Origin of the sequence: Lactobacillus sp. PV012 (assembly GCF_014522325.1) — a bacterium.
Classification (GTDB): domain Bacteria; phylum Bacillota; class Bacilli; order Lactobacillales; family Lactobacillaceae; genus Lactobacillus.
The window spans coordinates 21,848-46,869 of sequence record NZ_CP041983.1; the positions used below are offsets into that span (position 1 = coordinate 21,848).

Genomic DNA, 25,022 nt, shown 5'->3' on the forward strand with positions numbered 1-25,022 from the left:
AAAACTAGGACATATTATTAAGCTGTTTGATTTAAAACCATATTTCGATATTGGATCGGAGTATGGTTTTTTATTGTGCTCTTAATTCTTTGATTATTGTAGTAATAAATATATTCTTTGATTGCTTCTTCAAGCTCATCTAAATTCTTAAATGTTTTCTCAAAGCCATAAAACATTTCTCGCTTTAAAATACCAAAGAATCCTTCCATTAACCCATCATCTAATGAATTTCCTTTTCTAGACATTGATTGTTCAATACCATGATTTTTAAGCCAATTTTGAAAAGCTGGATGTTGATATTGCCAACCTTGATCAGTATGAAAAATAAGTCCATTTAAGGCAGGATGATCTTTATAAGCTAATTCAAGCATGTTCATTACTTGTTCTAAGACTGGATGACGACTAATAGTGTAAGAAATTATTTCATGCGTGCAACCATCCATGATTGGAGAAAGGTACAGCTTTTCTCCATTTAAATGGAATTCCGTTATATCAGAGTACCATTTTCTATCTGGTAAAACAGCTAAAAAATTACGACAGATCAAATTTGGTTTAATTTTACCTACGGTTCCTTGATAACTTGAATATTTTCGCTTACGTCTAATGGCAATACCAAATAAACGCATCCTTTTCATTAGGCGTTTTACTTTCTTATGATTAATTTTAATTCCTTCGATGTGCAATTGAGCAGTAATTCTCCTGTAGCCATATCGATGTTTATGTTCCTCAAATATTTCTTTAATACGTTTCATAATCTGATGATTCTTTAAATCCTTATCATCATGCTTTAAAACATAGTAGTAATTACTTTTAGATAAATGAGGTAAATCAGGATTAGAATTAATTGTATTTAATATAAAAGTTATGGTTACATGAAGTTCATGCCTTAGTTCAGTAACCACCTGAGCTATTTCTTTGGCTTTTGGTTTTTCCTTTGAGAAACTAAGGCGCTTAATTTTTTTACAAATTCGTTTTCGACAGTAAGTCTTAAGTTCTCTTGTTTCAGGTCTCTTAGTTGTTTTTGAAGTTCCTTGATTTGTTGGTCTTTGCTTTTCATATAATGGTCTGCCTTTCTTATGATTAATGACATTATACCCATCTTCTTTAAATTTGCGAATCCAATTATGAATTAAGCTTTCAGTAGGCAACGCCAACTCTAAAGATACTTGATGAGCAATTTCATTGTTAAGCAGTACTCTTTTAATAGCAGATTCTTTAAATTCAACTGTATAAGTAGTATTAGATCTATCTAAAATATTAGTTCCATAGCGTTCTATTAATTTAAGCATATATCTAATATTTCCTGAACTTATACCATATTGTTTACCCAGCCATCTAGAAGACTTACCATATTTTTTCCAATAATTATAAATATCAATTTTATCTTGTTTTGTTAATTTAGCCATACTAAAACCCCGAAATTCTTGTCCGAATTTTGGGGTTCATATCATTAATGCCGTCTTTTTTAGTGCTAAAATTTAGGTAATCTCAATGTAAAGGAATTTTTTATGTTAAAAAAACTATTCTTAACTACTTTATTTACATTTTCACTTTTTTTAGGTGGGTGTAGACACTCTGACCACAAAACTGTTCATCATTCTGCTAATCCTAGCATTGCGCTAGTAACGAACGCCCCTGACGATGGAACTAATCCCTATATTGAAGCCGGTAAAGAAGGCCTTAAAAATTACGCTCAGCAACATCATTTAAGTACAGGAAAAAATGGCTATCAAATCTTTAGTCCCAATTACACTAAAGAAGACTACAGCTTAATTGACCAAGCAGCGCAAAAAAACTTTCATACTATTATTGCTTTAGGAGCTAGTTTTAAAAATGCTGTAGATGATACTGCCAGTCTTTATCCTCACAATAATTTTGTTTTAATCGATGGTAAAGCTAAATCGGCTGCAAACGTCACTAGCATTACTTTCAATAGCTGGCAGATGGGGTATTTAGCCGGTGTAGCGGCTGCAAGCTCTAGTAAAACGCACACTGTCGGAATTTTAAGCCAACCAGCTTCTTCTTTACTAAAGGGATATTTAGCTGGCATTAATTATTATTCCAAATATTATCATGTAAAAACCAAAATTTTAGCAAAAACGATTTCTTCTGCTCCTAACAAAGAACAAGCACAAAACTTAACTCAACAAATTTATTTAAAGGGAGCCGATATTATTTTTTCTGCCGTCGGCCAAAATAGCCAAGGGGTCTTTTCAGCGGCTAAGGCAATCAATCAGACTCAACCTGTTAATCAAAAAGTTTGGGTAATTGGGGTTGATAATGATCAAAGCAGTGCTGGAAAATATCAAGCTAAAGGTGGGCAGCCCTCTAATTTTACTCTAACCTCAGTCATTAAAAATATTCCCCAGGCCATTGAAAACGTTAGTGAAGAAAGTTTCAACAATGCCTTCCCTGCTCGTCAGCTTCTAAATTATGATTTAAAAAATAATGGCGTCACCCTTATTCATTCTACTAATCTCTCTTATTCTAGCTGGATTGCTATTCAAAAAGCACGTACTTACCTTATTCAAAAAAATGCTAAGTGACTTTTCTTGACGGTCTATACCAGTTAATTATATAATGGACTAGACCAATAAGAGAGGGGTAATTATTATGATGAAAATTATTGTTACCAAAGATAATATTGAAGGTGGCACTAAAGCTTTTGAAATTATCAAAAATGGCATGTCTAATGGTGCTAAAGTATTGGGTTTAGCAACAGGTTCTTCCCCAATTTCCTTATATAGTGATATGTGCAATAGCGACCTTGATTTTAGTGAAATGACTAGTATCAATTTAGACGAATATTATGGCATCAGTCCTGAAAATCCCCAAAGCTACCATTACTTCATGCAAAAACATCTTTTTGATCAAAAACCTTTCAAAAAATCTTATATTCCAAATGGCTTAGCAAAGAATATTGATGAAGAAGTAGAAAATTATAATCAAATTATTCAAGAAAATCCTATCGATATTCAAATTTTAGGGATTGGACACAATGGCCACATCGCTTTTAATGAGCCCGGTACTCCTTTTGGAAGTTTAACTCATAAAGTCACTTTGGCAGAAAGTACGATCAAAGCAAATTCAAGATTTTTTAACAATGAAAAAGAAGTTCCACGCCAAGCAATTTGCATGGGAATTAGATCAATTATGCAAGGGAAAAAAATTGTACTTTTAGCTTACGGTGCTTCAAAACAAGACGCTTTAAAGGCATTAGTTGAAGGTCCTGTTATTGAAAAAGTACCTGCTTCAATTTTACAAGACCATCCAGATGTCACCATTATTTGCGATCAAATTGCTGCCAAAAAAATTAATCCTAAATACTTTACTATCTAGAGATATTAAGCTTTTACAGGATTTATTTCTCAAAAAAAGCCAAGCTACTGCTTGACTTTTTTGTGTGGAACATTTTTTAAAAACCACTTGCACAACCACAAGATATTGTTCTAAACTGGTAAAGCAAACAACATATTGTAGAAAGAATGTGATTCCAGTTATTGTTTTAAGCGGGCCTATTGGAGCCGGAAAATCCAGTTTAACCAGTATTTTATCTGAGCATTTAGGAAGTAAAGGTTTTTATGAAGGTGTAGATAATAATCCCATTCTTCCTCTTTACTATCAAGATATGGCACATTATACCTTTTTATTAAATATCTATCTTCTAAATCACCGTTTAGATCAAATTAACGAAGCTATTTTAGAGCCTAATAATGTTTCAGATCGCTCAATTTATGAAGATGCGCTCTTTTTCAAGATGAATGTAGACAGTGGGAAGGCCGATCCAACCGAGTTTAATATCTACAATAGTCTTTTACATAATATGATGGCTGATGCTCCAGGTAATCCAAGTAAAAAACCAGATTTATTGATCTATATTCACGTTTCATTGGATACAATGCTTAAACGAATCCAAAAACGTGGTCGTTCTTTTGAACAACTCTCTACTGATCCTGAATTGAAGAACTACTATGCCCGTTTAATTCAATACTATGAACCATGGTTCGAAGCCTATGATGCTTCTCCAAAAATGAAAATTGATGGAGATAAATATGACTTTGTAGTTGATGAGAACGCACGCAAGGAAGTTATTGCACTTATTGACCAGAAGTTAAATGAAGTGGGTAATCTGTAAGAATTAAAGAAGGAATGTGATGACAGTTATTGTTTTAAGTGGGCCTATTGGAGCCGGAAAGTCTAGTTTAACAGGAATTTTATCAGACTATTTAGAAACTAAGCCTTTTTATGAAAGTGTGGATGACAATCCTGTCCTTCCTCTCTTTTATGAAAATCCTAAAAAATATGCTTTTTTACTTCAAGTTTACTTTCTAAATACACGCTTTCAAAGTATCAAAAAAGCACTAACTGATGATAATAATGTGCTTGACCGTTCAATCTATGAAGATGCACTCTTTTTCCAAATGAATGCTGACATTGGACGAGCTACCACTGAAGAAGTTGACACATATTACGATCTTTTAAATAATATGATGAATGAATTAGACCATATGCCAAAGAAAAATCCTGATTTACTTGTGCATATTAAAGTTTCTTATGACACTATGCTCAAGCGAATTCAAAAACGTGGTCGTAATTACGAACAACTCAGCTATGATCCAACTTTGGAAGACTACTACAAGCGTTTATTACGTTACTATGAACCTTGGTATGATCGTTACGACTATTCTCCAAAGATGATTATTGATGGCGATAAATACGATTTTATGGCAAATGATAATGACCGTAGTATTGTCTTAGCACAAATTGTAACTAAACTAAAAGAAGTAGGTAAATTGCCAGAAAATTGGGATAAATCTACTAATATTAGTCTTGAAGCTTAAGTCCTAAAATTAGGGCTTTTTATTTTTGGCTGTATTATTTATAATTCGGGTTTACAAGAATATAATTGCTTGATACACTATTAAAGTAATGCTTTTAATTGTTAAACACGAACATTCACAATGGAGGTTAAGATGAACTTCGTAAAACAATATTTTAAATTGGATAGCCTCGGGACCAATATTCAAACCGAGTTTTTGGCAGGACTCACCACTTTCATTAGTATGTCCTATATCCTTTTCGTTAATCCCTCTGTTTTAGGAGCAAGCGGCATGAATACCGGTGCCGTATTTACTGCTACTGCTCTTTCAGCAGCCTTAGGTACTGCAATCATGGGAATCGTTGCCAATTATCCTATTGGAGAAGCACCAGCTCTGGGAATTAACGCATTTTTTGCTTATACGGTTTGTATTGGAATGCACGTTTCTTGGCAAACAGCTTTAGCTAGTGTATTTGTCGCTTCCATAATTTTCATTTTAATTACCCTCTTTAAATTACGCGAAAAAATTATCGATTCAATTCCAGCTGATTTAAAATTTGCAATTTCTTCAGGTATTGGTCTTTTTATTGCCTTTCTAGGTTTTCAAAATGGTGGCTTAATTGTTGCTAATAAATCAACTTTAGTTGGGCTTGGTTCTCTTCATAACCCACTTGTTTGGATTACAATTGTTGGATTATTTATTACAATTATCCTAATGATTTTAGGAGTTCCAGGAGCAATTTTTATTGGAATGATTGGTGCTTCAATTTTTGGAATATGCACTGGACAAATTTCACTTCCTCACAAATTTATTTCTTTGGCACCAAGCTTAGCTCCAACTTTTGGCCAAGCAATTTTTCACTTAAAAGATATTAATACTCTACAAATGTGGGTAGTTGTTTTAACCTTCCTATTAGTTACTTTCTTTGATACAGCCGGAACATTAATTGGGTTAGCGCAACAAGCTGGTTTTATGAAAAATAATAAAATGCCTCGTGTGGGAAAAGCGTTGGCTGCTGATTCTACTGCAATGCTATTTGGATCAATTTTCGGAACTTCTCCTGTTGGAGCTTACGTTGAATCAAGTGCTGGGATTGCAATTGGCGGTCGTTCTGGTTTAACCGCTGTTTTCGTTGCCATCTTTTTCTTGATTTCAATGATTTTTAGTCCTCTTCTTAGTGTCTTTACTGTTCAAGTAACTGCTCCCGCATTAATTATTGTCGGTGTATTAATGGCCCAAAATACTGCTCATATTCATTGGAATAAATTAGAAATTGCTGTTCCTGCATTTTTAATTTTAATCGGAATGCCACTTAGTTATAGTATTTCTGATGGACTTGCCTGGGGAATGATAACTTATCCAATTTCGATGGTAGCTGCCCGCCGCTATAAAGAAGTCACACCAATGATGTGGGTACTATTTGTAATCTTCATCATCTTCTTGTGGGTACTAAATTTTAAATAGGAAATTTATGAGGATAATTCCTCATTTTTTTCTATAAAAAATTGACAATAAAAATTAAAATAGTTAATATAATAATTGTAAATTTTATTTTAAGGAGCGATGAGATCCATATTACTTTACTTTATATTTAGCTAAATTTATGGTAATTTCATGCTTTGATACTACATAATTTCCCACTTGTTAACAATGTTTCGTTAGTTTAATTAAAGGAGATTTTGTCAATGTCAAAGATGATTAAAGAAAAAATTGAAAATGCACTTGAATGGTTAAAAAATGGCGGTTTGGTAATCGTAGCTGATGATGAAGATCGCGAAGCAGAAGGAGACATGATTGGTTTAGGTTCCAAGGTGACAGCAGATAATGTTAATTTCATTATCAAGAATGCTCGTGGCTTGTTATGTGCACCCGTTTCTCCTGCTATTGCGGATAAATTAGATTTATATCCAATGAACCAACATAACACTGACCCTTACGGAACAGCTTTTACTATTAGTGTTGACTATAAGGACACCACTACTGGTATTTCAGCGGCTGATCGTGCTTTAACTATCCAGAAACTTAGTGATCCTTCTTCAAAGGCAGAAGATTTCTATAAACCTGGTCATATTTTTCCATTACGTGCAAAGCAACACGGCGTCTTAGACCGAAATGGTCATACTGAAACAGGTTTAACTCTTGCTCGTTTAGCCGGCGAACCTGAAGTAGCATATATTTGCGAAATGATTAAACCTGATGGTAGCATGGGACGTCGCCCATATCTCAAAGAGTTTGCCCAAACTCATGAAATGCCATATTTTACTATTGCGGAATTACAAGAGTATGTCCGTGAATTTCATCCTAACATTTAATCAATCTGCGTTATACCTAGAGGGTGTAACGCTTTTTGTTTGGAAAATTAAAAAAACTTAATTTTTTCTCTTCTCCCATAAAAATTCTGTGCTACACTAGTAACAATTAATCAATTTTATTAATTTATAATCGGAGGATATTTAAATGCAGACATTAAACAAGGTCTTTCATTTACAAGATGCTCATACCACTGTCAAAAAAGAGTTTATTGCAGCTCTTACTACTTTTGTCAGTCTCTCCTACATCTTATTTGTTAACCCTAATATTTTAAGTGCAGCTGGAATTAACAAAGGAGCTGCCTTTACTGTAACTGCTATCGCAACCGCTATTGGATGTGTTTTGATGGGATTAATTGCAAACTACCCGATTGCTCTAGCACCTACTTTGGGTAGTGCTGCCTTTTTCTCATACAATGTTGTCATTGGGATGCATATCAATTGGCAAACTGCCTTAGCTAGTGTCTTAGTAGCTTCAATTTTATTTATTTTAATTACAATTTTTAAACTAAGAGAAAAAGTTGTTGATGCCATCCCTCAAGACTTAAAATATGCCATTTCTGCTGGGATCGGTTTATTTATTGCCTTTATTGGGTTACAAAATGGTAAATTAATTGTTGATAACAAATCTTCTCTTGTTGGATTAGGTTCTTTTAGCAATCCAGCAGTTTGGATTACTTTATTTGGATTAGTACTTACAGTGATCTTATTAGCTGCTAAAGTACCGGGGTCCATTTTTATTGGAATGATTGTAACTGCTATTTTTGGAATTTTTATCGGTCAGATTGCTACACCACAAGGTATTATTTCTACTCCGCCTTCAATTGCACCAACTTTTGGCCAAGCAGTTTTTCATTTAAGTGATATCAATACCCCACAACTATTTATGGTTGTTTTAACCTTCCTATTAGTTACATTTTTTGATACAGCAGGTACTTTAATTGGAATGACCCAACAAGCTGGTTTAGTAGATAAAAATGGTAAAATTCCTCGTATTGGAAAAGCATTCTTATCTGATTCTCTAGCAATGGTTGAAGGATCTATTTTGGGTACTGCTCCCCTTGGAACTTCAGTAGAATCAAGTGCAGGAATTGCTATGGGTGGTAAAACAGGACTAACTGCTATCTTTGTGGGAATTTTATTTTTGATTTCAATGATTTTTAGTCCTTTACTTGCTGTCATCCCTACGACTGTTACCGCTCCCGCCTTAATTATTGTTGGGGTCTTAATGGCAGGTAATCTAAAAAGAATCGACTGGGATAAGTTTGAAGTTGCCTTCCCTGCTTTCTTAGTTGTGGTTGGAATGCCTCTTACTTACTCTATTTCTGATGGATTAGCCTTGGGAATGATTGCTTATCCCATTACCATGATTGCTGCAAAGCGTTATAAAGAAATTTCCCCAATGATGTACATCTTATTTGTCTTATTCATCATCTTTTTCTTAATTACCAACATGGGATAACGAAAGGGGGACTTCATGAGTAAAAAATCAATTGTTAAAGATGTGATGTTTTTATCACAAAAAAGTACTCCTGCCACAACTGCGGACATCCAAGTGGCTCAAGATTTAACCGATACTTTGATTGCTAACAAAGAACGTGCAGTTGGACTAGCAGCTAATATGATTGGCGTGCAAAAGAATATTATTGCTTTTTTCGCTGGGCCACTTCCAATGGTGATGTTTAATCCAAGAATTATTAATAAATCAGGAGAATATCATACGCAAGAGGGATGCCTTTCACTAAGTGGGCAGCGACCAACAACACGTTACCGGGAAATAACTGTTGAATTTCAAAATCATAATTTCGAAAAGACAACTCAATCATTTACAGGATTTGTTGCAGAAGTGATTCAACATGAAATTGATCATACTAAGGGAATTATTATTTAAAGGTAGTTGAATAACTGCCTTTTTTTGAAGACCGATTTTTTGATTTTTTGATTTTTTTGATTTATATTTACTTTGAATATTTAATTAAAGGAGTAAAATTATGAAAAGAAAAAGCATACTAAACACTATTATCGCACTATCTCTTTTAGGAAGTACAGAGTACCTCGGCTTATTTAATACTACCCAAGTTCATGCAGCTACAACCTCTACCAAGACTGCAACTTCTTCTATTAATTCACTTAATACTTTTACAATTCAAAACATTGATCCCTATATAAAAGTAGTTAACAATCAATACGTTCTTCAGTTACCCTCAACTGCCTCATTTTCTTCCAATGTTGTAAAAGCAGTTCAATCACAACTTCTCCTTACTAATACTACTATTAAAAAAAATCATAGTATGATCGATCCAACAACTAAAGAAATTGTTTCTAATACTGATGCTCCATTTTTTTCTTTAGCTCGTAGAAGATGTTGGGGCCATGTATACTGGTTTTGAATCTAATGCTGCTGTCTACCAAGAAGCTCATTACTTAGAAATATCTGGTACAGCAGTTGAATATATTGGCATGCTCTCAGTAGCTGTACCTGGTATTGGAGATGTATCTGGTGCACTATTAGGTGCTTGGGGTAAAGTGCTCTCTGATCATAATCATAATGTTGCTGAAGCGCTATTAAGATATAATCGTCGCCATAAGCACAGTTATATCTATATGGATTATAATTTTAATGGTAATTATTCTTTCCATACCTTTAAATAGTTCCATATGGAGGAGGGATTATTTACTTATGTTATATTATCTATTAATTCTTATTTTAGCTTTTATAAGCCAAAATTTGTCTCCCAGGCTATATCAAAAAATTGGACTCTGGTATCTTATTATTTATATTCCAATTTTATTCATTGCAGTTGGTTATATTTACTATGAAAATCAAAGCACTTTTTCCTTAGTCTTAGCAATTATCACCTTTATTCTAGGTGTCATTCTGAATATTTGGGGAATCAAAAAAGTAGCCAAAAATGACTAACTTTAGCGTCAAATCCGGTCATTTTACCACATATTCTTAAAAATCGACCACTTAGGAAAAGTTTTATAACTATTTCAATTTTCCTTTATAATAAGATTTCGTTAAACACAAACCAACCATTTGGAGCCTCATAATCACCAAATGGTAAAAGACCTCTCTTTACTGTTAGAAAGGTCTTTTTTGGTATTTCTATGTATGTTACACTAAAAAATATAATTTTTTGGAGGTTTCAATGATGAATATTTTTGAATTATTATTTTTTAATCCGTTTGTTTCTTTTTTTACTAATCGTGGCAAGAAAAGTAGTCACTTATTCAAATGGTAGAACTAACACCTAATTGGCTGGAAATAGGATTATACGAATTATTTGCTTTATTATTTGACTACATAATTTTCTATGCCTTAAACAATAAAAGAAAATTTTATCTTTCAGATATTATTTTCTTTTTTATTACTTTTCCCATTTTATTTATCTTACAAGATTTCGGAATGCCTATCACTCTGATTGTAACAATCCTTGAAATTTTTAGTTTCTGGCTTTTTTACCAAAAAAAATTTGGTTCTTTACAAACTCTAACTACAGTTGTATTAACCAATTTTCTTTCGCTAGCAGTCGATTCAACTTTAGGCGAACTAAAAGATTATAAAATCTTTTCCTTCCCCTACTTTTCAGTACTTTTTTATCTTCTAGTAATTTTTATACTAGCTTGGGTAACATACCACTTTAAATTCACCAAATTTCTCACTAAAAATAATGACTATTATTTACTTTCTTTAATTATTTTTTCTTTTGTTACTTTGCTTCTAGTAGAAAATTTTTCTAAATCTACTGTTTTAATTTTTATTCTTTTTCAATTTATCTTTTTAATATTTTTACTGCGCTACTATCAAAAAAAGGAGGCAGCTCAACAATTAGCAAGAGAAAACAAAAACTTAGATATTTACTTACAAACACTTCAGATAGAACAAGACAAGCTCCATGCCTTTAAACATGATTATCAAGATCTTCTCAAAAGTCTAACTCATAATGTAAATTCCAAGCAGCTTAAAGAAATATTGCCTAAATTAGACGTTTATTCAACTAAACAAATTTCTACAAATGAATTAAATATTTCTGAATTAAATAATATTTCAAATCCTTATCTAAAAAGTTTAATGATAGAGAAATTTAATCAAATTTATGAATACAAAATTCCCTATACTTTTGAATGTACTATGCCAACAAAAATTCCTTCCTCAATAAACATATTTGATTTAATTAGAATAATTGGTATTGGTTACAATAATGCAATTGAGGAAAGCTTAAAACTTCAACAGCTAAATAAAATTCCTGAAATTAGAACTATGATTCATCAACCTAATTCTGAAGAACTAGAAATTACCATTAAAAATAGAACTTCTCCTCAAAATAAAACTGACAATCTTACTCAACGCAGAGTTACAACTAAAGCTGGTCATTCAGGCTTAGGATTAGCAAATGTTGTAGAAATCATTACACACTATGATAGTCTTTCCTTTTATCATAGTCAGAAAAATGGTTGGTTTACTTTTACACTTACAATTTTTAATAAATAGGAGGAAAAAACAAATGATCCAATTTAATGTCTTTATTTGTGATGATAATCCTGCTTATCTTCAAGAAGTAACTGTTGCTGTTAAACAATCTACAATTATCTTATCTGATGAACAACGTACCTTTGACATTTTAAAGACTACAACCAATTATTCTGAACTGCTAAATTATATTTCTACACATAAAACCCAAAATAATATCTACTTTCTTGATATTGAACTTCAACAAGAAAAAAATGGTCTAGATTTAGCTGAGCAAATTCATCATCTTGATCCTAAAGGACAAATAATTTTTGTGACTTCCTATCAAAAGTTTGCCTTTTTAACCTATCAGCGTCGAATTGATGTATTAGATTATATCCTAAAGACTCTACCAAAAGTGGAGTTTCAACAACGTATTACTGATACTTTAACCCAAGCCATCGATAATCTTCTTAAATTTTCACAAGATAAAAAAGAGATTTTTACTTATAAAATTGGTAGTCACATCTATCAAATTAGCCTTGATAGTATCTATTATATTTCTACTATTAAAAATTCCCATAGCTTAGCTTTAATTACAAAAGAAGGCTCGTCTTACTTTAGAGAAAGTATAAAAAATATTACTAAGCAATATCCTACTTTAATTAAAGTTTCTCAATCATACCTCATCAATTATAAAAATATTTCTGATATAAATTTAAAAGATAGAATTATCATTTTTACAAACAATGATTCTATTCCTTATTCTCTTCGATACCAAAAAGTTATAAAAAAGCTCAAAAATAACTAATTTCTACCCAAAACTTAACAAATATGCCAAAAAAACTGCAATTTACGCCAATTTTGTTTTTATAGATTTTTTTCAGATATATTTTTAAACGAAATATTTATTTGAAAGGAATTTATTTCCTTCTTTATTACTCTAAAGGATTAACAACAATGCTCAAAAATACTAAAAGAATTTTAGCCCTTCTTTTTTCTATTTATTTTATTACCCTTAATTTTTACCTATTTACTTACTGGCAAGAAGAACATTCTTTATTAGTTCAAATTAGAAAACTAAATAGAACTGATCCTTTTCAAGGATTGAATTCATTTGTACACATCCAACTTTCCCAAGATCCTCCTTTTACTACACCCGGCCTTATCTATACTATTGTAAGTTTCATAATTATCCCACTTTTTGGCTCACTCTTTTATATTTATCAAAAAGACAACGCTACATTTAATTTTTTGCCCCAAAGAATATCCTATCCAAAATACTTAAAGAAAGGGTTTCTTTCTTCATTTCTAGGTGGATTTTTACTTTCCCTTTTTACTAGTATTTATGAAATTATTTTTGTTAAATTTACTCTTTCAGGAATTAACTATTCTGTTAATGGTTATTTTAAAGAAGTTGGTATCCCTTCTTTTTCAAATAATACATTAATCGAAGTAGTTTCTATTATCGTTTTAAATGCGTTAGGTTGGGGAATTTATTCAATGTTTATTTTTGCTCTGAACTTATATATTCCAAAGATAATTTTTTCTATTCCTAGTGGATTTCTCTTTTTCTTAATTATTACCTTATTAATTTCAACTTTCGGAAATCGGAACTCTCTAGTTATGGTTATTAGCGGTACTCTCTTTCCAGAAGCATTGGTATCCCCTGGTTTTACCACCTTTTATGGTTTAGCATACCCAATAAATTATTATCTTCAATTCATCCTTTCGGCTGTATTTTATATTTGTTTAGCTCTTGTTCTAGCTGTTATCTGGAAAAAACGGAGACTTAAATATGGCAAAAATTAAAAGAACATTTATAATCTTTGCATTATTTTCATTAATATTAGGAACTATTTTTGGCTTTCTTATCTTTTTTACTAGAGCAAGTGATGATTTACCCTACTTATTTATTCATCAACATGGACTTTCAACTTATTATCAGACATTCTTCCTACTTTTAATTGCTTGGGAAATATTTTATTTCAAAAAAATTCGTTCCCTAATTATTATTCGCAAAATGAAATCCTTATTCCTCTATCAACTTTGCTTATCTATAGGTGCAAATTTAATTCTATTTATACTGGGCCTGTTTTTACCGTTTATTTTCACAGGAACTTTTAGCTTTAAATACGGGAATCTCATTTATGGAAGTTTAATCATTTTACTTCATTTTATAATTTTAGCCATTTTAACTTGGTGTCTAATTTTGCTCTATAATTCAAAATATCCAGTTATTTGGCTCTTATTAATTCTCTTTATTAATATTTTCTATCATCAAACTCTTGAAACTAATTACTTAATTATTCACTACAGTAAATATTTTGACCCTCTTTGGCGTGCTATGCACAATGTTTATATTTAGTAGAAAGGCTACTTATGCAAATTTCAAATCTCCAAAAATCATTTAAAAAGAAACAAGTTCTCAAAGATATTAATCTAACCACTGAGCCAGGGCAGTTAATTCATATCGCCGGTCGTAACGGTTCTGGAAAATCTACCATTTTTAAAATTATTACAGGGCTTCTTAAAGCAGATAGTGGCAGTATAACGTTTGATAATAATACATATATTGGCGCCTTAATTGAAAATCCTGGCTTTTTAGAATATGAAACAGGACTATCCAACCTACAATTCTTAGCTAATTTGCGCAATAATTATAATGAGGAAAAAGTTCTTCAACTTTTAAAATTTTTCTACTTAGATCCCAACGACCAACAAGCTATTCGGAAATATTCTATTGGAATGCGACAAAAAATTGGCATTATCCAAGCCGTTATGGAAGATCAAAATTTAATTTTATTTGATGAACCTACTCGCGGACTAGATCCTGATAGCATTCATCAATTTGCTTCTCTACTCAAAAAATTAAAAGAAGAAGGCAAAACGATCATCGTTGCAAGCCACGATGAAATTCCTGAAATACCTTATACTCACTTTTATAAGTTAAGTGACGGAGTACTTGTAGATGAAAATTAATAAAGTTTATTTTTCTTTTACTCTTTTTTTGGCTATCTTTTTGATTGAAGTAAAAATAACTCAATCTCTTTCAAATAGAACTTTATTTTTAATAACTTATGGTTGGTATAACAAAACTCTTCTATTAAGGTCTCTTAATGGTTTGATATTTATCTTTGACTGGTTAAGTATTTTGTTAGCAAGTACTACTTTTTCCTCAATAAATAATTTTATTATTTTTCGCAACTTAACTTTTAAAGAAAAACTTATTAAGCTTTCTCCTTATCTAATTCAATACTTTCTTGGAATTCTCTTAATACATTTAATAACTTTTACTTTGGCTTTTGAGATTATTTCAATTAGTTTAACTCTTTTATTTTTAATCTCCACGTTTTGTCTAAGCTATTTCCTATACAACTATCAACTCGAAAAAGCTATCTTTATCCCAATTTTTTTAATAATTATTAGAAGTATTGTTACTACAGTTTTTCAAAATCAATAACTCAACTATTCCTCTATCAAATATTCGTTAAAATCAACTAGTTAGAGAATTTTTCTAATTAAAACAATTTTCTTTTATAATTAAAGACGAATTAAACGTAAAACAAACATTTAGAACCTATGGTTAAAAGAATCTATCCAATTAATTTATCTGATAGATTCTTTTTAAGCTTTAATTTTCTTAAAAATTTAACGAATAGGCCAAAAAAACGGCAACTTAGGCCATTTTCGTTTTTAAAGATAATTTTAAGGTATACTTTCTACATCAATAAATTATTATTTTTGAAAGGATTTTAATTATGATGTTAAAAAAGAAATTAGTAGTATTTTCGACTCTTTTAGGGTTAACTGGAGTTTTGAGTTCTTCAATTTCCTCTGCCCATGCCGCCACAATCGATATCACTGATGATATGCCTTCTTCAGGATCTGTTGTTATCGAAGGGCAAAAGATTAAAGAGTCCTCTTCTCCTCTTTTTGTTGCTCCAAAGAAAAGAATCCAAACTTCTACTCCATGGTTTACAGTTTCTTTAGCACGGGATGTAGTTAATATGAAAAACGGTAGATGGGTTTCATACACCGATCATAATAATTACTTCAATCATTACAAATGGTCTCATTCTAACTTTTACTATACTTTGGGACGTCACCACTCATCAGCAAAAGTCGGTAGCGGAAAAATACGAACTGCTGTTGGCATTGAACGAGGATGGTCTTACGCAACTGCTAAAGGTTACGGAACAGCTAAAACATGGTACTCTGAAAATTAAAAATAGCGGTGCTTAAAAGCATCGCTATTTAATTATATTAGTCTGGTTTAAATAATGTATAAAAAAATTCTCAAATTATTTCTTATCTTTTTAAATGTTGCAGTGACTTTCACTGCATTACTCCTTTTCAGTCAAAAACTTAATAATCAAAGAATTTTAGAAATTACTGATTTAAGCAGTAACTACACTCAAATCGATTTGCCACAAGATCCTACTTCTCAAAATGAGTACACTAAAGTAATTCACGCACTTCAAAAAACAAGTTCAACTTTAGATATACCGTTTTTAAAAGAAGCAAACAATCCTTCTAGCAATTTGAATTTCGCTAATTTTTCCTACAACAAGATTCTCACTCCTTCCTTAACCTATGAAGTAAGTAATCTTTCAACTAGTTCTCTTAAACAAAATTTTGGTATTAACTTTAAAAACAAGACTTACTACCAGAATTCTTTGCCTCATTATGGTAATTTAAATATTACTGTTAAACCTCTTACTACTTCTTCAAGTACCTTTGAAGGTCATTATTACATTGAAACGATCGATTCAGGATTAGTTAAGGATTTCAAAAAATTACTTGCAAAAAATATTAATGCAGAATTTCATTCTCATTGGAGCTGGCACAATTTTGATAGTGAAGAGATGTTACCACTAGATGATCGATTTATTGCCGATAATGATTATCTCTATCCCTTATTAGGATTACTAATTTTTCAAATTATTTTCTTTATTATCTTTTGTTTTTCATTCTCCCACACAATTGGTGTATTACGCTTAGAAGGTAAGAATATCTTTACTATTTTCCATCAACTTTTTCTTTATCCTTTTATCATCAGCTATTTACTTTCTATCGTTTTTATTACTCTATATCTGACACACTATAGTCTTTTAAATCATCTGCTTATGCTTATTGGAATGATTTCCCTCTTTTTCGGGGGAGAAATTTTGCTATCTTTGATTATCATTTTTATTTTTTGCAAATTTTCTCTACCCACTTTGCTTGATGGCTTTACCTACACAAAAAATTTTTTCTTTGGACTAGCTGCTCTTAAAGGCCTCATTTTAACTCTATTATTACTATCAGCAGCACCAGTAGGAGATTTTTTAATTCAATATTATCACTCCTTTATTCCACAACCAACCATCTATAACTCATACGGAACTTTTTATCCCAAGTATGATGGCTATAATGACAATAATGTCGTCTATTTTAAAAAGAACGATAAAATCATAAAGAAATTGTATTCTTTTGCCAACGCTCAGCACGCACTCTATATTGATAGCAGCGGCGCAGAAGGCCCTAATGCAACTCTCAAATATCCTACTATTGCTATCAATAATAATTATCTCAAAAAGTTCCCTTTAAAGAATTCAGAAAATAAGCCTATTGTTATTTCAGAAAAAGAAAAACATCTAGTACTTTTAGTACCTCAAAAATATAAAACTCAAATTTCTAATATTCAACAAAACGCTAGAACAGCACTTCAAGAAAAACTATCTTTTTCAGTTATTTACATCAAAAATAATCAACCTATTTTTTCTTCTTCAGGAAAAAAATTAACTAACTACAAGTATATTTATACTCTTACTAGTAAAAACTATCATTATTATCCTACTCTCAATATTGGTACTGGTGATGTTAATGATCCCCTAAAAATTCCATTGGTTAATAATTCCCCAGGAAATACTTATCATTTTTATTTCGCATTTCTAAAGAAAAATAACTTGCTGGATAACTATCCTCATTTAGCTGCCACTTCAAATGCTGCTTATGAAGATTTACTTGGAAGTTTTGACGGAATTACTGGCTTATTCAAAGAAAATCTCCTAGTATTTATCCTATTTTTGTTAGTTGTCTTTTCAACTATTTATCTCTACTTTACTGTCTACGGCAAAAGCAGCGCTTTAAAACAAACTCTGGGGTATTCAAGAATATACAGTACTCGTTTTTACTGGATAATCTGGGTAATCCAATTTTTCGTAATTTTAGCTTTGCTAAAATTTTATTTTCATAGATTTACGCCACCATATCTCATGACCTTTGCCCTAGCCGAAATTCTCGAAGCACTCATCGCAATTATTTCCATTACTATTTTTTCAAAATATTCGCTCAGGAGGGCAATCAATGACTAACCCAATTCTTTCTGTCAAAAATCTTTCTAAAAAGTATCGTAAAAGAATCATTTTTCAAAATCTCAATCTTGATATTTTCCCTAATACCATTACAACTATCTATGGCGAAAGTGGGAGTGGCAAATCTACTTTAATTCATATTATGGGCTTATTAGAAAAACCATCTAAAGGTAAGATTTATTTTAAAAAACAACAAGCTCCTCGTCCAAATACTTTTCGGGCTCGTAAAATTTTAAAAAATGAAATTAGTTTTCTTTTTCAAAATTTTGCTTTGATTAATGACAAATCTGTTAATTACAATCTAAACTTAGCATATAATCATAAAATTAATCACCAAGAATTTGAACAAGAAAAAGCAAGACTATTGCAGCAATTTTTACCCCAAGTTTCTTTAAAACAAAAAGTTGCTACTCTATCAGGTGGTGAGCAACAGCGTCTAGCTTTAATCAGAGCATTACTTAAACCAGGTGAGATTATCTTTGGAGATGAACCTACAGGCTCTGTTGATCCTAAGAATCGTGAGAAGATTTTTAAAATTTTTCAGTATGCAAAAGAAAATGGAAAAACTGTTATCTTAGTTTCTCATGATCCTTATATCATTAATAAAAGCGACTACAAGTATCAACTACAAGATTTAACTTCTCAGATATGACATCAGACCAACAAACTTTATTTTTGTTTTTTATTTTTTTATTTAATTGTACTATAATTGGATTAGGTGATTGATACTCTTAATCATCTTTATAACAACTTCAACAAACAAGAAAAGTCTTTTTAGAAAATTCTAAGAGGGCTTTTTTTGTTGACAAATGTAAATTTATATTTTAAGATTACAAATGTAAACGAAAAGAGATAACTTAAATGTATCAAGAAATATCAGATGCTGAATGGGAAGTGATGCGTATTGTTTGGACTCTTCAAGAAGCTTATACGAGTGATATTTTAGCGGCTTTAAAAGATAAAAAGTCTTGGTCTCAATCAACTATCAAGACTTTAATTCGAAGACTAATTACTAAAGGACTTCTATCTTCTAAAAAAGATGGCCGTAAATTTATTTATTCTCCTCTTGTCACAGAAACTCAGATGATTAATCAGTCTTCTGAAAAATTACTTGCAAAAATGTGCGATATGCATAAAGGGGGTGCCATCTTGAAGCTTCTTCAAGACTATCCCATCTCAAAAAGTGATTTAATTAAGATAGAAAAAGAAGTACAAAGCAAATTAAAGACTGCTCCGGATGCAGTAGCTTGCAATTGCATTGATAAAAAGATGTGCTAGGAGGATTATTATGGGCATCACTCAAATTATTACAATTATTATTGCCTTGGTAATAATTGCATTTATTTTATGGTGGTTCTTTGCACCACATAAGCAACAAGCAGAAGCTGCTACTATTGTAGAAGATGAGCAAACCGCTAATATTGTTGTTAACGGTGGCTACAGCCCTGCAACAGTGGTACTCAAGAAAGGGATTCCTGCTCAAATCAACTTTGATTTAAAAGATTCCACTGCTTGTTTATCTCATGTGGTTTTTGAACAACTAGGTGTCAACAAGGACTTAACTAAGCAACCAATTACTACTGTTACCATCCCAACTGACAAAGCTGGTACTTACAACTTCGCTTGTGGAATGGATATGTTTCATGGAAAGGTTATTGTAAAATGAGTATTTTTTCTAAAAATCAAGTTAAAAAAGTTGTTGTTTCAGCTGACAATCATGGCTACAAACCAGATGTCATTGAATTTAAAGAAGGCAAACCTGCTCAGATTAAGTTTATTCCAAAGGGTAATCTTGGCTGTCTAGACGAATTGAATTTTAAAGAATTAGACATTCATGACGATCTTAAAAATAAAAAAGAAGTCACTGTCAACATTCCTACTGATAAACCAGCCACTTATAATTTTGCTTGTGGCATGGACATGTTTCATGGAAAGGTTATTGTAAAATAATGAAACTCTCAAATATTCAACGATTTTGGATTTCTTTTATTCTATCAATTCCCATGTTGATCCAAATGTTTGCGATGCCTTTTGGCTGGATGATGCCTGGTTATAACTGGATTGCCTTAATTACTACTACCGTTATTATGGCAATTTCTGCCCTTCCCTACTGGAAGAGTGCCTGGGCTGCTTTTAAAAAGCATGACGCAAACATGAATACTCTTGTTGCTACGGGAACAGCTGTAGCGTATTTTTACAGTATTTTTGCCATGTTTACTGATCGACCTGTTTACTTTGAAAGTGCTGCCTTTGTAACGGTATTTGTTTTACTAGGGGATGCAATGGAGGAAAAGATGCATAACAATGCCTCCAATGCTTTAGGTAAACTAATGGGTCTCCAAGCAAAAGATGCAGAAGTACTACGTAATGGACAATATACTAAGATTCCATTGGATCAAGTACAAATTGGTGATTTAATTCGCGTTAAGCCTGGAGAAAAAATTCCAGTAGACGGAGTTATTACCGAAGGGAAAACTAACCTAGATGAATCAATGGTAACTGGTGAAAGCATGCCAGTAATGAAGCAGGTTGGTGATACCGTTATTGGTTCAACCATGAATACTAATAGCGTTATAACTTTTAAAGCAACAAAAATTGGTAATGATACCATGTTAGCTCAAATTGTTGACTTAGTTAAAAAAGCTCAAACTAGCCATGCTCCTATTCAAAATCTAACTGATAAAATTTCTAATATTTTTGTCCCTACTGTGATGATTATTGCAATTATTACTTTTGTAATTTGGTACGCTATAATTGGTGCCACTGCAGTTGAAGCTATGTTATTCGCAGTTGCTGTAATTGTTATTGCTTGCCCATGTGCTTTAGGTCTTGCTACCCCAACAGCTCTGATGGTAGGAACCGCTCGTAGTGCTAAAATGGGAGTTTTGATCAAAAACGGTGAAGTTTTACAAGAAGTTAGCAAGTTAACTACGGTTGTTTTTGATAAAACTGGTACAATCACTGTTGGTAAACCTGAAGTCACTGATATTGTTGGTGACTCAAATCTTGTCTTAGCTGTTGCGGCTAGTTTAGAAGAATCTTCAGAACACCCTTTAGCTACCGCTATTTTAAAGAAGGCTAAAGAAGAAAATATTTCAATTACGCCTAGTCGTGAATTTGAGGCAATTGAAGGAAAAGGAGTTAAAGCCGACTATAATGGCCAAACTGCTTTTGTTGGAAGCAATCGTCTTTTAGCTGATGTGGAAATTTCTGACGATCTAAAACAACAAGCTACTAAGCTTCAAAAAGAAGCTAAGACAGTTGTTTATGTCGGTTTAGATGGCAAAATAATTGGATTAATTGCTATCCAAGATGTTCCTAAAAAAACTTCAAAACAAGCAATCCAGGAGCTTAAAGATCGTGGTCTAAAAACTGTGATGCTTACTGGGGACAATGAAGATGTCGCTCAAGCAGTTGCAAAAGAAGTAGGAATCGATCAAGTAATAGCTGGCATTTTACCAAATGAAAAAGCACTTCAGATTAAAAAACTTCAACAACAAGGTAATATAGTGGCATTTGTAGGTGATGGAATTAATGATGCACCTGCCCTTTCTACAGCAGATGTTGGGATTGCAATGGGATCTGGAACAGATATTGCAATTGACTCTGGTGGAATTGTCTTAGTTCAAAACGATCTGCGTGGCGTTGTGCGAGCTTTAGAAATGTCTAAAAAAACCTTTAATCGCATTAAGCTTAACCTCTTTTGGGCTCTTATTTACAATACTATTGGTATTCCTATTGCAGCAGGATTATTTGCTGGATTAGGCTTTAGTTTAAGCCCAGAATTGGCAGGATTAGCAATGGCCTTTTCATCAGTTTCTGTTGTTACAAGCTCATTATTACTAAATAAAGTTAAAATTAGAGCATAGTAAAAGCATCCCTAATTAATGGGATGCTTTTTTACTCTTCCACTTCCAAACACATCTATCTTAATTTTACTTTTTTACCTCTTACTTCTATTACTCCCTCTTTTTCCAACTCTTTCAATTTTCGGCTAAATGTTTCTGGAGACATTCCTAAATAAGCAGCAATATCTTTCTTTTTTAATCTTAAAGAAAACTCTTTTTCACCGCTTTTTATACTTATATCTTTTAAATATTCCCAAATTCGCTTTTTCGCATCTAGAACTGACTTTAATAGCTCATGCCGTTGTGTCTGCACAATTTTTTGACCAAAATTATTCAATAACTTTAAAGCAACCTCAGGATTTTCTTTTAAAAATATCTGAAACTTATTCCTATCAATTCCACATATTTGCGTATCTTCAAGCGCTTCAATGAAAGTATTTGACTTACTATCTCTAAATAGATCCCCTTCTCCTTCTATCTCTCCTTCTTGCAAGATATTCAATACTACTTCATTACCCTCTTCATCTAAATTGAATACTTTGGCACACCCTCTATCAATTACTAATAATCCTCCTGCTTCTCCCATACTCCTTATTAATCTACCCTTTTTATAAAGAATTTGGTGTGTTGAAATAGTACTCAATTTTTCTTTAACTTCTTGAGGCAATGTTTTAAAGATCTCTACCTTAGTTAAACATTTTTCTGGATTATGTTTCATTTTTCTTCTTTCTTGATCTAGATCAATTTTTTTACTTAGTGATTTTATTATACTAAAAACATAAATTAAGAATAAACGGAGGATAATAAAATGACAAAGTATATTGCAGATATTAAACCTTTAAACGAGGATAAAATTGGCTCTGTTTCACATGGAACAGCAGAATTTACCGAAACTGACAACACCCTACACATTCATGTGGAAATGTTTGATACTCCTAAAAATATTGAACACTGGGAACATTTTCATGGCTTTCCAGATGGAAAAGATGCCAGCGTACCTACAAGTGCTGCTGATACAAATCATGATGGTTATATCGATTTACCAGAAACTGAACCATTTTCTGGTACAACAATGGTTCCTTTAGATAATGCACCACATAAAATGAATATTCCCCATGATGGATATCCTGTAGCTGATGAAAATGGTCATTACGAATATGAAGTTGATGTCCCACTTTCAGAACTAAAAGTTTCTTTTAAAAAGGCATTTAATACCGACAATCTTGATTTAGATAAAAGAGTGGTCTATGTTCACGGAGTTCCTGAATCGATGCCACTTCCTGATACTGTTAAAGGAACCGTCATGTCTTATGATCCTCACACTACTCTTCCAATTGCTGCAGGTAAAATTAGAAAGGTAGAAGACTAATCTTTTTGCTGCCCGCTTTACTTTTAATGACCAACTGATGCCAGCCATGTATTTGAGGGCTGCTGGAATACTTCTTGAAACTTTCTTTAAATTTATCAACCATCTACTTGAAATTAAAAAATAATTTTTAAGACTTCTAAATAACTAAATTCAGAAGTCTTTTTGCATGATTTAAGAATTTTTGTTAGGGTTAATATATAGATTTTTATTTATATTCAGGAGGGATTTTTATATAAATAGGATTTTTAATCTTATTTATTTTTATGAGTGATACAACCATACAAGAACCAATTAAAAAGAAAAGCTATAAAAAAGCTCCTTTAATGCCAATTCACTTACGCGTATTTGTAGCCGTAGTTTTAGGACAAATTGCATGTGGATTTGCGCTCGGAATAAGCGGAACCGCCTTAAGTAGTGCTGCTAAATACATTCATATTAGTGATTTATGGACGGGACTTATCGGTGCTGGGGCATTAATCGGTTTAGCTGGTAGTTTAATCATTGGTAGAATCTCTGATGAAATTGGTCGCCGAAAACTTTTAATGGGCAATATGTATCTACTAGCCATTTTTTCAGGCTTAAATTTGTTAACATCTAGCCTTTTTCTAACATTTCTACTTCGTGTTGGTGTGGGACTAATGCTAGCAATTGACTATACAGTGGGAAATGCACTACTCACAGAATGGCTACCTGCTAGTGAAGACAGCAAGCGACAGACTCAACTTTTAATTTATTGGACAATAGGATTTATTGGCTCCTATCTTACAGGTATTTATATCACCGGATTTAACCGTCATACTTGGCAAGTAATCTTTGCCACTGGAGCAATTCCGGCTTTAATTGCTGCTTTGTTCCGCAGTTTTTTCCACTCCCCCCTTCTCCAAGTTGGTTAGCAAGCAAGGGAAAAGTAAAAAAAGCTAATAAGGTACTTAAAAAGTATTTGGGAATCAGATGGGTCATTCCTAAACGCTTAAAGAAAACTAATATTCCTAAGGAATCAACATGGAAGATTCTTCTTTCAAAACGGTATCGTCGTAAAGTTTTTGTAGGAGGTATGTTCTATGCGTGTCAAACTTTTTCATTTTTTGGAATAAGTATATTTTTACCTATTCTTCTTCAGGATATGAATATTACAGATGAAAAAATATCAGGAATTATTTATAATGGAGCAATGTTTTTAGGAATTTTATTTGGAATTTTTATTTTTAATAAAATTAGTCGGCGTACTTTTTTAATTTCAAACTTTTTAATTTCTAGTATCTTAATTATTATCTTGGCCTTTGGTAATCATTTTACTTCTATAGTGAAATTGACTATTTTTTCAATTTTTTCTATTATTCTTTCTTCTGGTTTAGTATTAGATTATTCATATCCTACTGAACTTTTTGATATTAAAGTTCGTGGTACAGGGGTTGGAACATGCATTACAATTAGTAGAATTGGTGCAGCTGCAGGAACTTTTTTACTACCTATTTTGACCAATATCGGTGGGAGTAAGTTAGCTATGCTAATTTGTGGTATTGTTTTATTTATTAGTTTTGTAATTTGTCTTATTTGGGCTCCAGAAACTTCTCCTAAATTTGACACACAAAAAGGTTAGGAGTAATTTCCTAACCTTTTAACGTTCAATATCACTATCATTTAAGCGGCTGTCTTGTACATGATGAATAGTTTTTTGCAAATCTGTATTTACCTTTTTATCATCATTTTTTTCTAAAAAATCAGCTGCTCTTTCAAAAAGATTCTCTTTCTTTTTATTCATTATCATCACCCTTTCCTTTTTATCTTAGTATAATCTCTTTTTTTAATTACACAAGGAAAAAGCTAGTACTCTGCAGTACTAGCTTTTTGAGATTTTGGTATA

General features: G+C 32.0%; 27 protein-coding genes and 2 pseudogenes. 26 read left to right on the top strand and 3 right to left on the bottom strand.

Annotated features, from left to right (window positions below; translation table 11 throughout):
• Window positions 1-17 precede the first annotated feature (17 nt).
• On the bottom strand, window positions 18-1,406 hold the full coding sequence (locus FP433_RS00090) for an IS3 family transposase (RefSeq protein WP_322555907.1): 1,389 nt from the start codon (window positions 1,404-1,406) through the stop codon (window positions 18-20).
• A gap of 102 nt (window positions 1,407-1,508) precedes the next feature.
• Between FP433_RS00090 and FP433_RS00095 the strand changes: the two genes are divergently transcribed.
• The 24 genes and pseudogenes from FP433_RS00095 to FP433_RS00210 all read left to right on the top strand — a co-directional run bounded on the left by FP433_RS00095 (window position 1,509) and on the right by FP433_RS00210 (window position 21,810).
• Window positions 1,509-2,546 carry a BMP family ABC transporter substrate-binding protein gene (locus tag FP433_RS00095; RefSeq protein WP_265486720.1) on the top strand — a complete coding sequence of 346 codons (1,038 nt, stop codon included), beginning with the start codon at window positions 1,509-1,511 and terminating at the stop codon, window positions 2,544-2,546.
• Between the two features lie 70 nt (window positions 2,547-2,616).
• Window positions 2,617-3,339, top strand: a complete 723-nt coding sequence (locus FP433_RS00100) for a glucosamine-6-phosphate deaminase (protein WP_265487270.1) — start codon at window positions 2,617-2,619, stop codon at window positions 3,337-3,339.
• A gap of 148 nt (window positions 3,340-3,487) precedes the next feature.
• The gene (locus FP433_RS00105; RefSeq protein WP_265483798.1) at window positions 3,488-4,135 is read left to right on the top strand and encodes a deoxynucleoside kinase; all 648 of its coding nucleotides are present in this window, start codon (window positions 3,488-3,490) and stop codon (window positions 4,133-4,135) included.
• A gap of 19 nt (window positions 4,136-4,154) precedes the next feature.
• Window positions 4,155-4,841, top strand: coding sequence for a deoxynucleoside kinase (locus FP433_RS00110; protein WP_265486721.1), 687 nt, complete (start codon window positions 4,155-4,157; stop codon window positions 4,839-4,841).
• Window positions 4,842-4,973: 132 nt separating this feature from the next.
• The gene (locus FP433_RS00115; RefSeq protein WP_265486722.1) at window positions 4,974-6,284 is read left to right on the top strand and encodes an NCS2 family permease; all 1,311 of its coding nucleotides are present in this window, start codon (window positions 4,974-4,976) and stop codon (window positions 6,282-6,284) included.
• Window positions 6,285-6,514: 230 nt separating this feature from the next.
• Window positions 6,515-7,111: pseudogene (ribB, locus tag FP433_RS00120) on the top strand (3,4-dihydroxy-2-butanone-4-phosphate synthase); the annotation flags it as partial.
• Between the two features lie 166 nt (window positions 7,112-7,277).
• Window positions 7,278-8,591: an NCS2 family permease gene (locus FP433_RS00125; RefSeq protein ID WP_265486723.1), complete on the top strand. Its 1,314-nt coding sequence runs from the start codon at window positions 7,278-7,280 to the stop codon at window positions 8,589-8,591.
• Between the two features lie 15 nt (window positions 8,592-8,606).
• A complete protein-coding gene (locus tag FP433_RS00130; RefSeq protein WP_265483794.1) occupies window positions 8,607-9,020 on the top strand; it encodes a peptide deformylase in 414 nt (137 codons plus the stop codon).
• Between the two features lie 100 nt (window positions 9,021-9,120).
• Complete coding sequence (locus FP433_RS00135) at window positions 9,121-9,519, top strand: hypothetical protein (RefSeq protein ID WP_265486724.1); 399 nt, start codon at window positions 9,121-9,123, stop codon at window positions 9,517-9,519.
• A complete protein-coding gene (locus tag FP433_RS00140) occupies window positions 9,503-9,781 on the top strand; it encodes a hypothetical protein (protein ID WP_265486725.1) in 279 nt (92 codons plus the stop codon). The genes FP433_RS00135 and FP433_RS00140 overlap by 17 nt, the downstream gene beginning before the upstream one ends.
• 28 nt (window positions 9,782-9,809) lie before the next feature.
• Window positions 9,810-10,049, top strand: a complete 240-nt coding sequence (locus FP433_RS00145) for a hypothetical protein (protein ID WP_265483792.1) — start codon at window positions 9,810-9,812, stop codon at window positions 10,047-10,049.
• A 489-nt stretch (window positions 10,050-10,538) separates the two neighbouring features.
• Complete coding sequence (locus tag FP433_RS00150) at window positions 10,539-11,624, top strand: GHKL domain-containing protein (RefSeq protein ID WP_265486726.1); 1,086 nt, start codon at window positions 10,539-10,541, stop codon at window positions 11,622-11,624.
• Between the two features lie 13 nt (window positions 11,625-11,637).
• Window positions 11,638-12,393: a LytR/AlgR family response regulator transcription factor gene (locus FP433_RS00155; RefSeq protein WP_265486727.1), complete on the top strand. Its 756-nt coding sequence runs from the start codon at window positions 11,638-11,640 to the stop codon at window positions 12,391-12,393.
• A 149-nt stretch (window positions 12,394-12,542) separates the two neighbouring features.
• Window positions 12,543-13,394, top strand: coding sequence for a hypothetical protein (locus FP433_RS00160; RefSeq protein ID WP_265486728.1), 852 nt, complete (start codon window positions 12,543-12,545; stop codon window positions 13,392-13,394).
• Complete coding sequence (locus FP433_RS00165) at window positions 13,381-13,950, top strand: hypothetical protein (protein ID WP_265486729.1); 570 nt, start codon at window positions 13,381-13,383, stop codon at window positions 13,948-13,950. Before FP433_RS00160 ends, FP433_RS00165 begins: the two co-directional genes overlap by 14 nt.
• 14 nt (window positions 13,951-13,964) lie before the next feature.
• Window positions 13,965-14,564: an ATP-binding cassette domain-containing protein gene (locus tag FP433_RS00170; protein ID WP_265486730.1), complete on the top strand. Its 600-nt coding sequence runs from the start codon at window positions 13,965-13,967 to the stop codon at window positions 14,562-14,564.
• On the top strand, window positions 14,554-15,045 hold the full coding sequence (locus FP433_RS00175; protein ID WP_265486731.1) for a hypothetical protein: 492 nt from the start codon (window positions 14,554-14,556) through the stop codon (window positions 15,043-15,045). The genes FP433_RS00170 and FP433_RS00175 overlap by 11 nt, the downstream gene beginning before the upstream one ends.
• Window positions 15,046-15,343: 298 nt before the next feature.
• Window positions 15,344-15,811: a hypothetical protein gene (locus FP433_RS00180; RefSeq protein ID WP_265486732.1), complete on the top strand. Its 468-nt coding sequence runs from the start codon at window positions 15,344-15,346 to the stop codon at window positions 15,809-15,811.
• A gap of 54 nt (window positions 15,812-15,865) precedes the next feature.
• Entirely contained in the window at window positions 15,866-17,941 is a 2,076-nt protein-coding gene (locus tag FP433_RS00185) for a hypothetical protein (RefSeq protein WP_265486733.1), read from the top strand.
• Window positions 17,934-18,593 carry an ATP-binding cassette domain-containing protein gene (locus FP433_RS00190; protein WP_265486734.1) on the top strand — a complete coding sequence of 220 codons (660 nt, stop codon included), beginning with the start codon at window positions 17,934-17,936 and terminating at the stop codon, window positions 18,591-18,593. Before FP433_RS00185 ends, FP433_RS00190 begins: the two co-directional genes overlap by 8 nt.
• 209 nt (window positions 18,594-18,802) lie before the next feature.
• A complete protein-coding gene (locus FP433_RS00195) occupies window positions 18,803-19,219 on the top strand; it encodes a CopY/TcrY family copper transport repressor (RefSeq protein ID WP_265486735.1) in 417 nt (138 codons plus the stop codon).
• 10 nt (window positions 19,220-19,229) lie between these two features.
• Window positions 19,230-19,607, top strand: coding sequence for a cupredoxin domain-containing protein (locus tag FP433_RS00200; protein WP_265483781.1), 378 nt, complete (start codon window positions 19,230-19,232; stop codon window positions 19,605-19,607).
• On the top strand, window positions 19,604-19,891 hold the full coding sequence (locus tag FP433_RS00205; RefSeq protein WP_265483780.1) for a cupredoxin domain-containing protein: 288 nt from the start codon (window positions 19,604-19,606) through the stop codon (window positions 19,889-19,891). Before FP433_RS00200 ends, FP433_RS00205 begins: the two co-directional genes overlap by 4 nt.
• The gene (locus tag FP433_RS00210) at window positions 19,891-21,810 is read left to right on the top strand and encodes a copper-translocating P-type ATPase (RefSeq protein ID WP_265486736.1); all 1,920 of its coding nucleotides are present in this window, start codon (window positions 19,891-19,893) and stop codon (window positions 21,808-21,810) included. The genes FP433_RS00205 and FP433_RS00210 overlap by 1 nt, the downstream gene beginning before the upstream one ends.
• A 55-nt stretch (window positions 21,811-21,865) precedes the next feature.
• On the opposite strand, the gene FP433_RS00215 is transcribed toward FP433_RS00210, so the two are convergent.
• A complete protein-coding gene (locus FP433_RS00215) occupies window positions 21,866-22,507 on the bottom strand; it encodes a Crp/Fnr family transcriptional regulator (RefSeq protein ID WP_265486737.1) in 642 nt (213 codons plus the stop codon).
• A gap of 90 nt (window positions 22,508-22,597) precedes the next feature.
• Between FP433_RS00215 and FP433_RS00220 the strand changes: the two genes are divergently transcribed.
• Together FP433_RS00220 and FP433_RS00225 are read left to right on the top strand one after the other, a co-directional pair.
• Window positions 22,598-23,158, top strand: coding sequence for a hypothetical protein (locus tag FP433_RS00220; protein WP_265483776.1), 561 nt, complete (start codon window positions 22,598-22,600; stop codon window positions 23,156-23,158).
• Between the two features lie 263 nt (window positions 23,159-23,421).
• Window positions 23,422-24,758 (top strand): annotated as a pseudogene (locus FP433_RS00225) (MFS transporter).
• A gap of 18 nt (window positions 24,759-24,776) precedes the next feature.
• Here the strand turns inward: FP433_RS00225 and FP433_RS00230 are convergent.
• On the bottom strand, window positions 24,777-24,926 hold the full coding sequence (locus tag FP433_RS00230) for a hypothetical protein (RefSeq protein ID WP_265486738.1): 150 nt from the start codon (window positions 24,924-24,926) through the stop codon (window positions 24,777-24,779).
• Between the last annotated feature and the right edge of the window lie 96 nt (window positions 24,927-25,022).

Coding starts and splice junctions, on each gene's coding strand:
- FP433_RS00205 (WP_265483780.1), top strand. CDS start 19,604: ATGAGTATTTTTTCTAAAAATCAAGTTAAAAAAGTTGTTGTTTCAGCT.
- FP433_RS00130 (WP_265483794.1), top strand. CDS start 8,607: ATGAGTAAAAAATCAATTGTTAAAGATGTGATGTTTTTATCACAAAAA.
- FP433_RS00090 (WP_322555907.1), bottom strand. CDS start 1,406: ATGGCTAAATTAACAAAACAAGATAAAATTGATATTTATAATTATTGG.
- FP433_RS00215 (WP_265486737.1), bottom strand. CDS start 22,507: ATGAAACATAATCCAGAAAAATGTTTAACTAAGGTAGAGATCTTTAAA.
- FP433_RS00110 (WP_265486721.1), top strand. CDS start 4,155: ATGACAGTTATTGTTTTAAGTGGGCCTATTGGAGCCGGAAAGTCTAGT.
- FP433_RS00195 (WP_265486735.1), top strand. CDS start 18,803: ATGTATCAAGAAATATCAGATGCTGAATGGGAAGTGATGCGTATTGTT.
- FP433_RS00155 (WP_265486727.1), top strand. CDS start 11,638: ATGATCCAATTTAATGTCTTTATTTGTGATGATAATCCTGCTTATCTT.
- FP433_RS00210 (WP_265486736.1), top strand. CDS start 19,891: ATGAAACTCTCAAATATTCAACGATTTTGGATTTCTTTTATTCTATCA.
- FP433_RS00115 (WP_265486722.1), top strand. CDS start 4,974: ATGAACTTCGTAAAACAATATTTTAAATTGGATAGCCTCGGGACCAAT.
- FP433_RS00135 (WP_265486724.1), top strand. CDS start 9,121: ATGAAAAGAAAAAGCATACTAAACACTATTATCGCACTATCTCTTTTA.
- FP433_RS00125 (WP_265486723.1), top strand. CDS start 7,278: ATGCAGACATTAAACAAGGTCTTTCATTTACAAGATGCTCATACCACT.
- FP433_RS00170 (WP_265486730.1), top strand. CDS start 13,965: ATGCAAATTTCAAATCTCCAAAAATCATTTAAAAAGAAACAAGTTCTC.
- FP433_RS00150 (WP_265486726.1), top strand. CDS start 10,539: ATGCCTATCACTCTGATTGTAACAATCCTTGAAATTTTTAGTTTCTGG.
- FP433_RS00200 (WP_265483781.1), top strand. CDS start 19,230: ATGGGCATCACTCAAATTATTACAATTATTATTGCCTTGGTAATAATT.
- FP433_RS00165 (WP_265486729.1), top strand. CDS start 13,381: ATGGCAAAAATTAAAAGAACATTTATAATCTTTGCATTATTTTCATTA.
- FP433_RS00095 (WP_265486720.1), top strand. CDS start 1,509: ATGTTAAAAAAACTATTCTTAACTACTTTATTTACATTTTCACTTTTT.
- FP433_RS00230 (WP_265486738.1), bottom strand. CDS start 24,926: ATGATAATGAATAAAAAGAAAGAGAATCTTTTTGAAAGAGCAGCTGAT.
- FP433_RS00180 (WP_265486732.1), top strand. CDS start 15,344: ATGATGTTAAAAAAGAAATTAGTAGTATTTTCGACTCTTTTAGGGTTA.
- FP433_RS00185 (WP_265486733.1), top strand. CDS start 15,866: ATGTATAAAAAAATTCTCAAATTATTTCTTATCTTTTTAAATGTTGCA.
- FP433_RS00175 (WP_265486731.1), top strand. CDS start 14,554: ATGAAAATTAATAAAGTTTATTTTTCTTTTACTCTTTTTTTGGCTATC.
- FP433_RS00160 (WP_265486728.1), top strand. CDS start 12,543: ATGCTCAAAAATACTAAAAGAATTTTAGCCCTTCTTTTTTCTATTTAT.
- FP433_RS00145 (WP_265483792.1), top strand. CDS start 9,810: ATGTTATATTATCTATTAATTCTTATTTTAGCTTTTATAAGCCAAAAT.
- FP433_RS00100 (WP_265487270.1), top strand. CDS start 2,617: ATGAAAATTATTGTTACCAAAGATAATATTGAAGGTGGCACTAAAGCT.
- FP433_RS00220 (WP_265483776.1), top strand. CDS start 22,598: ATGACAAAGTATATTGCAGATATTAAACCTTTAAACGAGGATAAAATT.
- FP433_RS00190 (WP_265486734.1), top strand. CDS start 17,934: ATGACTAACCCAATTCTTTCTGTCAAAAATCTTTCTAAAAAGTATCGT.
- FP433_RS00140 (WP_265486725.1), top strand. CDS start 9,503: ATGTATACTGGTTTTGAATCTAATGCTGCTGTCTACCAAGAAGCTCAT.